Source organism: Stenotrophomonas sp. STM01 (assembly GCF_014852135.1).
Lineage (GTDB): Bacteria > Pseudomonadota > Gammaproteobacteria > Xanthomonadales > Xanthomonadaceae > Stenotrophomonas > Stenotrophomonas capsici.
The window spans coordinates 49387-62017 of record NZ_JACVBA010000003.1 but is presented as its reverse complement, the minus strand read 5'-3'; the positions used below and the strand labels follow the sequence as shown (position 1 = coordinate 62017).

Genomic DNA, 12631 nt, shown 5'->3' with positions numbered 1-12631 from the left:
ATGACTGCCTATCGTCCCCTGCTGCTTTCCGCCGCATTGACCACGGTGCTGGCCGCCTGTGCCACCACGCCCAGCGCCGATCCCGCCGCCCATCTGCCGGTACCGACGCAGTACGGCCGCGGCGATGCCGCCGCCAACGCACCGGTGCAGGACATCCAGCGCGAGGTCACCGCACCGCCCGCCGACATCCGCGCCGACGCCTGGTGGCAAGGGTTCGCCGACCCACGCCTGGACCAGCTGATCGCACGCGTGCTCGACAGCAACACCGACATGGCCTCGGCCGGACTGAAGCTCGAGCGCGCACGCGCGCAGGCCGCCCTGGCCGGTGCCGACCTGTGGCCGCAGGCATCGGGTTCGGTCAGTGCCAGTGCCAGCCGCAGCACCGACCGCGGCGACGACTGGTCCCGCAACCACGGCGCCAGCGTGTCGCTGGGCTGGGAGCTGGACCTGTGGGGCAAGCTGCGCGGCCAGCGCGACATCGCCCACTGGGAAGCGCAGGCCACCGCGCAGGACCTGCAGAGCACGGCGTTGAGCCTGGTCGGCCAGAGCTGCGAGCTGTACTGGCAACTGGGCTACCTCAACCAGGCCATCGCCACCGGCCAGGCCAACCTCGATCGGTTGGAGCGTACCGCCGCGCTGGTGCAAAGCCAGTTCAAGGCCGGCGCGGTCTCGCGGCTGGAGGTGCGCCAGGCGCAACAGAACATCGAGAGCCAACGCGCCGCGCAGGCCCAGCTGGAACAGCAACGGGTGGAAACCCGCAACGCGCTGACCGTGCTGCTCGATGGCCAGCCTTGGCCGCTGGCCGATGAACCGCAGAACCTGGACGTGGCGCAGAGCCCGGCACTGGCAGAAGGGCTGCCGGCCGAACTGCTGGCACGTCGCCCGGACCTGCGCGCGGCCGAGCTGCGCCTGCGCCAGTCGCTGGCCAGCATCAAGGTCACCGCCACCAGCTACTACCCGAGCCTGAGCCTGAGCGGCAGCATCGGCAGCTCCAGCCCCTCGCTGGGTGAGGTACTGACCCATCCGGTGGCAACGCTGGGCGCGGGCCTGAGTTTGCCGTTCCTGAAGTTCCGGCAGATGCAGTTCGACATCGATTCGGCCGACCTCTCCTACCAGATCGCCGCCAATGATTTCCGCCGGACGCTGTACACCGCACTGTCGGACGTGGACAACGCCCTGTCCGCGCGCACGCGCCTGGCCGAGCAGCTCGCCGCCGCGCAGGCCTCGTACGAGGAAGCGGTGGAGATCGCGCGGTTGTATGAAGTGCGCTACCGCGCCGGCGCGACCGACCTGCGCACCTGGCTGGAAGCCGAGCAGACCCGTCGCAGTTCCGAGTTGTCGCTGGCGCAGGTCAAGCGCAGCCAGCTGGTCAACGACGTGACTCTGTACAAGGCATTGGGGGGTGGGACCCTGTGATGGAACCCCTTCTCCCGTCTGCGTGAGAAGGGAGCCCTCGCGCCATCCGGCAGTTCCCGCACCGCTCGCAATCCAAGCCCCTCTCCCGCGCCGCGGGAGAGGGGTTGGGGTGAGGGCACGTATCGCGGAACGCAAAAGCAACAGCGCCCTCATCCGGTGCTTCGCACCCCCTTCTCCCGCAGGCGGGAGAAGGGGGCCATCGCGCCATCCGGCAGTTCCCCGCACCGCCTGCAATCCAAGCCTTCTCCCGCAAGCGGGAGACGGGAGTCATCACGCCATCCGGCAGCTCACGCACCGCTCGCAATCCAAGCCCCTCTCCCGCCCCGCGGGAGAGGGGTTGGGGTGAGGGCACGTATCGCGGAACGCAAAAGCAACAGCGCCCTCATCCGGTGCTTCGCACCACCTTCTCCCGCAGGCGGGAGAAGGGAGTCATCACGCCATTCGGCAGTTCCCGCACCGCCTGCAATCCAAGCCCTTCTCCCGCAGGCGGGAGAAGGGAGTCATCACGCCATCCGGCAGCTCCCGCACCGCTCGCAATCCAAGCCTTCTCCCGCAAGCGGGAGAAGGGAGTCATCACGCCATCCGGCAGCTCCCGCACCGCTCGCAATTCAAGCCCCTCTCCCGCCTAGCGGGAGAGGGGTTGGGGTGAGGGCCGCTTTTACGACGCGGGCGCAATCCCATGCGCACGCAGCACATCGCGCACCTTGTCCAAGGGAATCGCCTCCACCGTCTTGCCGTTGCCACTCGTGGTGGTCGCCATGAACAAGGCGTTGTAGACCGCCTCTTCCACCGCATCGACGCTGGCCTGGAACACCGCGCTCATCGGCTCGTTGGCCAGCTCCGTGGTCTGCAGGCGGGTCGCATCGAAAGCCCGTCGCACCGACTCGGCGGTGGAGAACGCCAGCACGTAATCGCCGCTGCCGTTGGAGGCCGAGCTACCGGTGCGCCCCAGCCCCATCATTCCGCGCGATGCCAACCGCTTCAGGTTGCGGTCCGACAACGGCGCGTCGGTGGCGATCACGATGATCACCGAGCCATCGCCCCGGTCATCGGCCAGGCCGCGCGTGTTGTCCTGCATCGCCACCGCGTTCTGGAATGCATAGCGGTCCAGCGCGCGGCCGACCGGCGCGCCTTCCACCTGCAGCACGCCGCCGAAGTTGGCCTGCACCAGCACGCCGACCGTCCAGCCGCCGAGGCTGTCGGGCAGCTTGCGCGAAGAGGTTCCGATCCCGCCCTTCCAACCGAACGCCACCGTGCCGGTGCCGGCACCCACGCTGCCTTCCTGTACCGGCCCGCTCTTGGCGCCTTCCAGTGCATTCCGCACTGCCCCGGCGGTGATCGGCCTGGCGCGGATGTCATTGAGTCCGCCGTCGTTGGTTTCGCCGACCACGACATTCAGTGAGCGCACCTGCTGCATGTCCGGCTGGGCCAGCATCCACTCGGCCATCGCATCGGCCGCCTTCCACACGCACAACGTGCAGGTCAGCAGGATCGGGGTTTCCAGCTCGCCCAACTCGTTGACCTGGGTGCTGCCGACGAACTTGCCAAAGCCATTGCCCACGTGCACCGCCGCCGGCACCCGTGAGCGATAGGCATTGCCCGGGTGCGGCAGGATCGCGGTGACGCCGGTGCGCACGCTGTCGCCCTCGGCCAGCGTCACCTGGCCCACGCGCACGCCGGCCACGTCGGTGATCGCGTTGTAGTGGCCCGGCGCGAAGATGCCCGGGGCCACGCCCAGGTCACGGGCGCGGGCGCGCGGGGCTTCCTGTGCGGAAGCCACCAGGGCGCACAGCCCCAGCAGCGCCGCAGTCAGTCGAAGGGAGAGACGATACGGCGCAGGGAGCATGTGGTTTCCTCTTACAGTCGTTGGCGGACGGCTTCGAACAGCGCCACGCCGGTGGCGACGGAGACGTTGAGGCTCTCGATGTCGCCCGGCATCGGGATGCGCACCAGTTGGTCGCAGGTTTCGCGGGTGAGGCGACGCAGGCCATCGGCTTCGCCGCCCATCACCAGCGCCACGTTGCCGCGCAGGTCCAGCTGGTGGAGGGTGGTGTCCACCTCACCGGCCAGGCCGTACACCCACACGCCCAGCTTCTGCATGTCCTTGATGCAGCGGACCAGGTTGGTCACCGCGACCACCGGGATGCGGTCAGCGGCGCCGGCACTGACCTTGCGCACCGTGGCATTGACCGGCGCGCTCTTGTCCTTGGGAATCACCACGGCGGTGACGCCGGCGGCGGCCGCGCTGCGCAGGCAGGCGCCGAGGTTGTGCGGGTCCTGTACCTCATCGAGCACCAGCACCAGCGCCTTGCCCTCGGCGGCCGTGATCAGGCCTTCCAGTTCGTTCTCGGCCCACAGCTTGGGCGCGGCGTACCGCGCGGCCACGCCCTGGTGGCGCACCTGGCCGGCCACGCCGCCCAGCGCCTGGGCGTTGACCTTGCGCACGTCGATGCCCTTGCGCAGGGCTTCTTCCTCGATTTCGACCAGGCGCGGGTTCTTGGCACCGGCCTCGATCAGGACCTCGCGGACGTTCTCCGGGTCCTTTTCAATCGAAGAAGCCACGGCATTGACGCCGACGATCCATTGGTTCTGCTTGCTCATGGGCGTCACATGGGGAAATTCGGGGGGTGGCAATGGTAGGCCCAATCGAGCCGGCCCGCAGCTGCCACCGGCCTGCGGGGGACTGCCCGGGCGCCGCCACGCAGCGGCGGCACCCCGGTCCTCAGTACTTCTGCTTGGTCCGCTTGGCCGGCTTGCCGCGCTCGGGCAATGGCGGCAGGCCGCTGTCCATGGCCTCCCCGTCCAGCTTCTCGACCAGGCGGAAGTCGATCTTGCGCTCCTCCATGCTGGCCTTGAGCACCAGGATCCGGACCCGGTCGCCCAGCCGGAACGCGTTGCCGCGACGGTCGCCACTGAGCGTCTTGCGGATCGGGTCGAACTGGTAATAGTCGTGCGGCAACTGGGTCACGTGGACCAGGCCGTTGACCTTGGACTCGTCCAGCTCGACGAACAGGCCGAAGCTGGTCACGCCACTGATCACGCCATCGAACTGGCCACCGACGTGCTTTTCCATCCACGCCGCACGGAAACGCTCGTCGACCTCGCGCTCGGCCTCGTCGGCACGACGCTCGCGTTCGGAGCACTGCAGCGCCAGGGCTGCCATCTCGCGCGGGGTGTAGGTGTACTTCTCACGCGGCGCGCCGGTCAGCGCGTACTTGATCGCGCGGTGCACCAGCAGGTCGGGGTAGCGGCGGATCGGCGAGGTGAAGTGCGCGTACGCCTCCAGCGCCAGGCCGAAGTGGCCGTTGTTGTCCGGCGAATACACCGCCAGCGACTGGCTGCGCAGCAGCACCGATTCCAGCAGCGCCGCGTCCGGGCGCTCGCGCACCTTCTTCAGCAGCTTGGTGTAGTCGCCCGGCTGCACCTTGCTCCAGGCCGGCAGGCTGAGCTTGAACTCCTTCAGGAATTCCAGCAGGTCGGCGAACTTGGACTCCGGCGGCCGCTCGTGCACGCGGAACGGGGCCGGGATGTGCGTGGACAGCAGGTAGCGCGCGGCCTCCACGTTGGCCGCGATCATGCATTCCTCGATCAGCTTGTGCGCGTCGTTGCGCACCATCATGCCGGCCTGGGTGACTTCACCGCGGTTGTCCAGCACGAAGCGCACTTCGGAGGATTCGAACTCGATCGCGCCACGCCGCTCGCGCGCCTTGGCCAGGATGCGGTACAGCTGGTGCAGGCTCTCGATCTGCGGCAGCAGCGGGCCGATGAAGGCCTTGGCGTCGGCATCGTCCTCGCCCACCGCGGCCCACACCTGGGTGTAGGTCAGGCGTGCATGCGAGTTCATCACCGCTTCGTAGAACTTCGAGCCGGTCACCTGTCCGTCGCGGCCCACCTGCATGTCGCAGACGAAGCACATGCGGTCTTCCTTCGGCCGCAACGAGCAGATGCCGTTGGACAGGGTTTCCGGCAGCATCGGCACGACGAAGCCGGGGAAGTACACCGAGGTGGCGCGCTTCTGTGCCTCATCGTCCAGCGGCGTGCCGGGACGCACGTAGTTGGACACGTCGGCAATGGCCACCACCAGGCGGAAGCCGTCGCGGTTCGGCTCGCAGTACACCGCGTCGTCGAAATCCTTGGCATCCTCGCCATCGATGGTCACCAGCGGCATCGAACGCAGGTCCACGCGCGTGCCGATCATCGACGGCTCGACCGTCATCGGGATGGCGGTGGCTTCGTCCAGCACTTCCGGCGGGAACTCGTACGGCAATTCGTGGCCGTGGATGGCGGTTTCCACCACCAGCGACGGGGTCAGCTTGTCACCCAGCACCGCGATGATCCTGCCGATCGGCGGGCGCCGCGAATCCGGGGCATGGGTCAGCTCGCATACCACCAGCTGCCCATCCTTGGCCCCGCCGGTGGCATCGGCCGGGATCTGGATGTTGCGCTGGATGCGCTTGTCGTCCGGCACCACGTAGCTGATGCCGGCCTCGACGCTGAAATGGCCGATCAGGCGGTTGACGCCGCGCTCCAGCACGCGCGCGATGGCGCCTTCGCGGCGACCACGGCGGTCGATGCCGGTGACGTTGGCCAGCGCACGGTCACCGTGCATGACCTTGCGCATTTCATACGGCGACAGGAACAGGTCGTCGCCGCCCTCGTCCGGGCGCAGGAAGCCGAAGCCCTCCGGGTTGGCGATCACTACGCCGGGGATCAGGCTCAATGCCAGCACCGGGGCGAAGCCGCCACGGCGGTTCTGCACCAGCTGCCCATCGCGCACCATCGCCCCCAGGCGCTTGGCCAACGCATCGGCGCGGTCCGGTTCGGTCAGGCCCAGCTGCGCGCCGATCTCCTCGGCGTTCTGCGGCCCCTCGCAGCGCTCCAGCAACTGCAGGATCGCCTCGCGGCTGGCGATGGGCTGGGCGTAGCGCTCGGCCTCGCGTGCGGCGTAGGGGTCATCGAAGGCCGGGGCCGGGGCCGCCTTGCGGCGGCCGCGCACAAAACTCTGTGGCGAGGCGTTGTCCGACGTCTTCTTGCCGCGGCCGGGCTTGGCCGGGGCGGTCATGCTGTCCGGCATCCAGGCCGGCAGCTTGGTGGATTTGCGGGCCTTGCCCGGCGCCTTGCCCGGCGTGCTGCCGGAGGCGGACTTGTGGGCCTTGCCGGCCCCAGTGGTCTTTTTGTTTTTCATCGCCCTACATGGTACCTGCTGCGCCGTGGATACAGTGCGTACGCCGTCAAGCGCGGCGGATGTGAAAAAACGTTGACAAAGCCTGTCACCCCGGCCAAAATCGCCGGCCTGAAATGCCCAGGTGGCGGAATTGGTAGACGCACTAGTTTCAGGTACTAGCGGGTAAAACCGTGGAGGTTCGAGTCCTCTCCTGGGCACCAAGCACAAGATCAGACCCGCGCAAGCGGGTCTTTTCGTATCCGGCGTTCAACGCGGCCCTGCCGGCACGCAGGAGCCCTTCCCGCACCGGCCTTCACAAAAGTGTTGACGAAGGGAAAAACGACCTGCATAATCTCGCTCCTGAGTCGCCCAGGTGGCGGAATTGGTAGACGCACTAGCTTCAGGTGCTAGCGGGGGCAACTTCGTGGAGGTTCGAGTCCTCTCCTGGGCACCACGACTCAAGAATGAAGAAACCCGCGAAAGCGGGTTTTTTCATGCCCGCGATCCAGCACGGGACAGGCGGTGCCGAGCCACGCCCGGCAAGCATCCCGACGCAGCATGCCTGCGCCCACCCCTGCATCACCCCTGCACGTCAGCGCGCGAACTCCTTCGCACCGGCCACGCACGGCACCGCGGCCAGCATCACTGCACGCTCACCGCCTCGTGCAGCAACGATGCCACCGGCATTGCACTCGCCTTGCGCGCTTCCCCCTGAAGGAAGACATCGCGCCCGCCACCGGCAACGCCTTCGATCAATCGCACAACGCCGGCAGCGTCCTACGGTTCAACGCCGCCCAACAAGTGGATGAGCGCATCCACGAGGTGCTCGCACGCGCGTTGTCCGCCGCAGTTGGTGATGTCCGCAGGGACGCGATGCAGGACTGATGCAGCGCCAAAAAAAACCTGCGCATCGCCTGCGAAATCCTGTTGACATGTCGCGCGTTCTCCAACAGAATTCACGCCCTGAGTCGCCCAGGTGGCGGAATTGGTAGACGCACTAGTTTCAGGTACTAGCGGGTAAAACCGTGGAGGTTCGAGTCCTCTCCTGGGCACCACGACTCAAACAGATCAAACCCGCGAAAGCGGGTTTTTTCATGCCTGCAGTCCAGCACGAAAGAAGATCGAAGCAAGGCAGTGCCGGGCCATGCCCGGCACGTATCCGGCAGGGCACAGCGCAGCACGGCAGCGCTCTACCGCTGCACCACCCGATAGTGCCGAGCCACGCTCGGCACGTATCCGGCACCTGCTCCGCCAACGCCGATCAATGACCGCCCGCCGATGCCGCGCCACCGCCCGCACCGAACGGCGGCCTGGCCATCCACACGATGCCGGTGATCAACAGGAACACCCAACCCAGCAACAGGAAGATGTCGTTGAAGCCCATCTGCGAGGCCTGGTGCACGATCATGTTGTCCAGCACCGCGGCACCGCGCTGCAGATCGCCCTGCCCCATCGCGGTGACCTGCGCATGCATGCCCGGGTCGTACAGCGACACGTGCTCGGTCAGGCTGGCGTGGTGCTGCTGGGTGCGGCGCGCCCACAGCCAGGTAGTAAGCGAAGCTGCGAAGCTGCCGCCCAGGGTGCGCAGGAAGGTCGCCAGGCCCGAACCTGCCGCCACTTCGCGGCCATCCAGGTCGGACAGCACGATCTGCAGCACCGGCATGAAGAACAGCGCCACGCCCAGGCCCATCAACAGCTGCACGCCGGCCACATGCTCGAAGTTGACCTGCAGGTTGAAGCCCGCGCGCAGGAAGCAGGTCGCCGACAACACCACGAAGGCGAAGCTGGCCAGCGTGCGCATGTCGAAGCGGTGCCCGAACTTGCCCAGCAACGGCGCCAGCAACACCGGCAGGAAACCCAACGGCGCCGTGGCCAGGCCCGCCCAGATCGCGGTGTACCCCATGTCCCGCTGCAACCACTGCGGGATCATCAGCGCCACCGAGAAGAACGCGGCGTAGCCGACCACCATCGCCAGCGTACCGGCGCGGAAGTTGCGGTGGCGCAGCAGGCGCAGGTCCACGATCGGATCCTTGTCGGTCAGCTCCCAGATCACGAACACCGCCAGCATCACCACCGCGATGCAGGTCAGCACCACGATCTTGGTCGAGGCGAACCAGTCTTCCTCGTTGCCCAGGTCCAGCATCAGCTGCAGGCAGCCCACGCCGATCACCAGGGTGACCAGCCCGACGTAGTCCATCTTCGGCTTCTCGACCTGCTCCACACGGTGCCGCAGCTGGCCACCGACGATGGCTGCGGCGATCACGCCCAGCGGCACGTTGATCAGGAAGATCCATTCCCAGCTGTAGTTGTCGGTGATCCAGCCACCGAGGATGGGCCCGGCGATCGGCGCGACCACCGTGATCATCGCCAGCAGCGCCAGCGCCTGCCCCCGCTTCTCGCGCGGATAGATCGACACCAGCAGCGACTGGGTGATCGGGTACATCGGGCCGGCGACGAAGCCCTGCAGCGCGCGCGAAACCACCAGCATGCCCATGCTCTGCGCGATGCCGCACAGCAGCGAGGCGATGGAGAAGGCGATGGTCGCCCACATGAACAACTTCACCTCGCCGAAGCGCCGGCTCAGCCAGCCGGTCAGCGGCAGCGCGATGGCCGTGCTGACCGCGAACGAGGTGATGACCCAGGTCGCCTGCTGCGAACTGGCACCGAGGTTGCCGGCGATGGTCGGCAGCGAGACGTTGGCGATCGTGGTGTCGAGCACCTGCATGAACGACGCCAGCGCCAGGCCGGCCGTGCACAGCGCGACGTTGACCGGCGCCTGGCCGGCCTCCGCCTGCGGGGCTGCGGGAGCTTGAGCGGACATGATGACCTCAGCCGGCGCGGGCCGACGACGGCAGGTTGCCCTGGATGATGGTGTGGATCAGCGCGTCGGCTTCCTGCAGCTGCCTGGCGTAGACCTCGGTGCCATACACGGCGCCCTTGGCGACGTCGGCCGGCAGCACGCTGCCCTTCTGGTCGTGCAGGTTCACCTCGGCCTTCATCGACAGGCCGATGCGCAACGGGTGGTCAGCCAGCTGCTTGGCATCGATGGCCACGCGCACCGGCACGCGCTGCACGATCTTGATCCAGTTGCCGCTGGCGTTCTGCGCCGGCAGCAGCGAGAACGCCGAACCGGTGCCCAGGCCCAGGCTGGTGATATGGCCCTTGTAGGTCACCTCGCCGCCGTACAGGTCCGAGCGCAGTTCCACTTCCTGGCCCAGGCGCATGTGGCGCAGCTGGGTTTCCTTGAAGTTGGCCTCCACCCACATCTGCTCGGTCGGCACCACCGCCATCAGCGCGGCGCCCGGCTGCACGCGCTGGCCGACCTGCACCGAACGACGGGCCACGTAGCCACTGACCGGCGCCACGATGCCGGCGCGGGCATTGTTCAGATAGGCCTGGCGCAGCTGCGCCGCGGCGGCCTGCACGTCGGGCTGGGTGGCGATGACGGTGTCATCGACCAGCGCGCGGCTGCGCTCCACGCTTTCGCGCGAACCGGACACCGCCGCTTCGGCGGCCGCCAGTTCGTCGGCGGCGTGGGCAAGTTCCTCGCGCGAGATCGCGCCGGTATCGGCCAGGCCCTTGCGCCGCGCGTAGTCCTCGCGGGCGCGCTTGAGCGTGACCTGGCGGGCGTTCAACTCGGCCTGCGCGCCTTCCACGCTGCGGTACATGCCGCGCACCTGGCGCACGGTGCGGGCCAGGTTGGCTTCGGCCTGCTGCATGGCCACCTCGGTGTCGGCCGGGTCCAGCTGCACCAGCAACTGGCCCTGCTCCACCTTCATGCCGTCATCGGCGGCGATGGACACCACCGTGCCACCGACCAGCGGGGTGATCTGCACCTGGTTGCCGACCACGTAGGCGTCGTCGGTTTCCTCGGCCCAGCGGCCCATCAGGTAGTACCACGCCACGAAGGCGACCAGCAGGATCACCACGATCAGGAACAGGCCGCGCAGCAGCTTGCCGCGGCGGCTGGGTGCGGCGGCGGCCGCGTCATTGGAAGAAGTCTGGCTCATGGAAAGGACTCTCAGGAATTCGGAAGATCGGAAGCCTTGGCGGTACCCGGCAGCGCGTCGTCGCCGGGCTGGTAACCACCGCCCAGCGCCGCGCTCAACTGCACCGAGGACAACAGCTGCTGCGACTGCAGGTTGCTCAGCCGCTGCTGCGCTTGCAGCAGCACGTCCTGGGTGCCGAGCACGTCCAGGTAGTTGCCGATGCCCGCGCGGTAGCGCTGCTGCGCCAGCGCGTTGGCCGACTGCGCGGTGGCCACGGCCTGCTGCTGGGCTTCCACCTGGGTGGCCAGCGAACGCACCGCGTTGACCTGGTCGGCCACCTCGCGCAGCGCCTGCACCACGGTGGTGTTGTAGCTGGCCACGGCCAGGTCGTAATCGGCGTCACTCTTGGCCAACCCGGCGCGCAGACGGCCACCGTCGAAGATCGGCAGGCTCAATGCCGGTGCCAGCAGGCCGAAGGTGGAGCCGCTTTCCAGCAGGCTGCCGACGTCCTTGGACACCACGCCGCCGAGCGCCATCAGGTTGAGGCTGGGATAGAAATGCGACTTGGCGACATGGATCTGCTTGTCCGAGGCTTCCACCCGCCAACGCGCGGCGACCACGTCGGGACGACGACCCAGCAGTTCGCTGGGCAGCACGCCCGGCAACTGCAGCGCCAGCGGGCTCAGCGCCTCCGGCACGGTGATCTGCAGGCCGCGGTCCGGCCCCTGGCCCAGCAATGCGGCCAGCCCGTTGCGGGCGGCATCGATCTGCTGCTGCGCCGCCAACTGCTGCTGCCGTGCCAGCGGGATGCGGGCTTCGGCCTGGCGCACCTGCAGGTCGCTGTCGATGCCGGCGCTGCGGCGCTGGCGGGTCAGTTGCAGCAACTGTTCCGAGCGCGCCAGCTCGTCATTGGCCACCCGCTGCAGGGCACCGGCGTGGGCCAACTGGGCGTAACCCTGGACGATGGCCGCCGACAGGTCCAGCCGTGCCGCCTGCGCGTCCACCGCCGCGGCATGCCGGCTGTCCACCGCCGCTTCCCAGGCGGCGCGCTTGCCGCCCCACAGGTCCACGCCGTAGCTGAAGTTCAGCACGGTCTGCACGCTGCCGGCGTAGTGGCCACCGGCCTCGCCCAGCATCGATTCGGGCAGGCGCATGCCGGTGTAGCCCGGCGAGACCGACAGGCTGGGCATGCGTTCGGCCTTGCTGCCGGCCACCTGCGCCTGGGCCTGGCGCAAGCGCGCATCGGCCACTTCCAGCGACGGACTGTTGCGCAGCCCTTCGGCGACCAGCGCGTCGAGCTGGGCATCGCCCAGGGCACGCCACCAGTCCACGGCAGGGAAACCGGAGGCGCTCAGGTCATCACCGGCCAGGCTGCGGCCGGCCTGCAGGCCGTCCATGTCGAGCAGGCGTCCCTGCGGCTGCAGCCCACGGCTGCTGGCACAGGCGGTGAGCGCCAACGCCAAAACGCCCACCAACAGCGGGCGGGCTGATTGCAATGGATGAGTTTTCATGGGGAAGAGAGGGAGTCGCGGACTCGGGTCAACAGGGAAGTCAAAAGAGCGCGCTCGGCGTCGTCGAGGTCGCGCATGGCCAGGTCCATCACCCGGTCACCGCGCACCTTCAACTGCTGCCAGAGCGCCTGGCCTTTTTCGGTAAGCACGATCTGCAGCGCACGCCGGTCCTGCGCATGCGGCTCGCGGCGCAGGCAGCCCAGCGCTTCGAGCTTGTCCAGCAGGCGCGTGACCGCGCTGGGCACCTGGTTGATGGCCTGGCCCAGCTCGGCCGCCGTGCACGGGCCCATGTTGGCCAGCACCTTCAGGCCCACGTAGTGGGTGAAGTTGATGCCCAGGCCTTCTTCGGCCATGGCGGCATCGAGCTGGCGCACCAGCCCGTCGCCGACCTGGCGCAACAGCAGGCCGAAACTGGGGGGCATGGCGATCGGGGGCACGGACAGGCAGGAAATCATGGGGCGGCATATTATTTCCATTTGGAAATATTCTCAATGGAACATTTCCAACAAGAAGTGAATTCAGTGTTACAGATTTGGATCGAATCCTGCGCC

At 67.9% G+C, this 12631-nt stretch carries 8 protein-coding genes and 3 tRNA genes; 4 read left to right on the top strand and 7 right to left on the bottom strand.

Translation table 11 applies throughout. The annotated features are described in order from the left end of the window. Complete coding sequence (locus IB227_RS14470) at positions 1-1416, top strand: efflux transporter outer membrane subunit (protein WP_192287995.1); 1416 nt, start codon at positions 1-3, stop codon at positions 1414-1416. 658 nt (positions 1417-2074) lie between these two features. Here IB227_RS14470 and IB227_RS14465 read toward each other — a convergent pair. From IB227_RS14465 to rnr, 3 genes are all read right to left on the bottom strand, one after another. Continuing rightward, positions 2075-3262 (bottom strand): P1 family peptidase, encoded by a 1188-nt coding sequence (locus tag IB227_RS14465; protein WP_192287994.1) that lies wholly within the window; start codon positions 3260-3262, stop codon positions 2075-2077. 11 nt (positions 3263-3273) lie between these two features. Then, complete coding sequence (gene rlmB, locus IB227_RS14460; protein WP_192287993.1) at positions 3274-4017, bottom strand: 23S rRNA (guanosine(2251)-2'-O)-methyltransferase RlmB; 744 nt, start codon at positions 4015-4017, stop codon at positions 3274-3276. A 121-nt stretch (positions 4018-4138) separates the two neighbouring features. After that, on the bottom strand, positions 4139-6601 hold the full coding sequence (gene rnr / locus IB227_RS14455; protein ID WP_192287992.1) for a ribonuclease R: 2463 nt from the start codon (positions 6599-6601) through the stop codon (positions 4139-4141). 115 nt (positions 6602-6716) lie between these two features. Between rnr and IB227_RS14450 the strand changes: the two genes are divergently transcribed. The 3 genes from IB227_RS14450 (at position 6717) to IB227_RS14440 (ending at position 7635) form a co-directional block, all read left to right on the top strand. After that, positions 6717-6801: transfer RNA gene (locus IB227_RS14450), tRNA-Leu, on the top strand. 146 nt (positions 6802-6947) lie between these two features. Next, positions 6948-7034 (top strand) — tRNA-Leu (locus tag IB227_RS14445). 516 nt (positions 7035-7550) lie between these two features. Continuing rightward, a tRNA-Leu gene (locus IB227_RS14440) sits at positions 7551-7635 on the top strand. 206 nt (positions 7636-7841) lie between these two features. Here IB227_RS14440 and IB227_RS14435 read toward each other — a convergent pair. Genes IB227_RS14435 through IB227_RS14420 form a run of 4 tightly spaced genes read right to left on the bottom strand, consistent with a single transcriptional unit; the run spans position 7842 to position 12502 of the window. Further along, entirely contained in the window at positions 7842-9401 is a 1560-nt protein-coding gene (locus tag IB227_RS14435; RefSeq protein WP_192287991.1) for a DHA2 family efflux MFS transporter permease subunit, read from the bottom strand. 7 nt (positions 9402-9408) lie between these two features. Beyond that, the gene (locus IB227_RS14430; protein ID WP_192287990.1) at positions 9409-10590 is read right to left on the bottom strand and encodes an HlyD family efflux transporter periplasmic adaptor subunit; all 1182 of its coding nucleotides are present in this window, start codon (positions 10588-10590) and stop codon (positions 9409-9411) included. Between the two features lie 11 nt (positions 10591-10601). After that, on the bottom strand, positions 10602-12080 hold the full coding sequence (locus tag IB227_RS14425; protein WP_192287989.1) for an efflux transporter outer membrane subunit: 1479 nt from the start codon (positions 12078-12080) through the stop codon (positions 10602-10604). Beyond that, positions 12077-12502, bottom strand: a complete 426-nt coding sequence (locus IB227_RS14420; protein ID WP_132865109.1) for a MarR family transcriptional regulator — start codon at positions 12500-12502, stop codon at positions 12077-12079. Before IB227_RS14420 ends, IB227_RS14425 begins: the two co-directional genes overlap by 4 nt. Positions 12503-12631 lie beyond the last annotated feature (129 nt).

Excerpts from the sequence above, each read along its gene's own strand:
- IB227_RS14470 (WP_192287995.1), top strand. The coding sequence starts at position 1 with ATGACTGCCTATCGTCCCCTGCTGCTTTCCGCCGCATTGACCACGGTG.
- IB227_RS14465 (WP_192287994.1), bottom strand. The coding sequence starts at position 3,262 with ATGCTCCCTGCGCCGTATCGTCTCTCCCTTCGACTGACTGCGGCGCTG.
- rlmB (WP_192287993.1), bottom strand. The coding sequence starts at position 4,017 with ATGAGCAAGCAGAACCAATGGATCGTCGGCGTCAATGCCGTGGCTTCT.
- rnr (WP_192287992.1), bottom strand. The coding sequence starts at position 6,601 with ATGAAAAACAAAAAGACCACTGGGGCCGGCAAGGCCCACAAGTCCGCC.
- IB227_RS14435 (WP_192287991.1), bottom strand. The coding sequence starts at position 9,401 with ATGTCCGCTCAAGCTCCCGCAGCCCCGCAGGCGGAGGCCGGCCAGGCG.
- IB227_RS14430 (WP_192287990.1), bottom strand. The coding sequence starts at position 10,590 with ATGAGCCAGACTTCTTCCAATGACGCGGCCGCCGCCGCACCCAGCCGC.
- IB227_RS14425 (WP_192287989.1), bottom strand. The coding sequence starts at position 12,080 with ATGAAAACTCATCCATTGCAATCAGCCCGCCCGCTGTTGGTGGGCGTT.
- IB227_RS14420 (WP_132865109.1), bottom strand. The coding sequence starts at position 12,502 with ATGCCCCCCAGTTTCGGCCTGCTGTTGCGCCAGGTCGGCGACGGGCTG.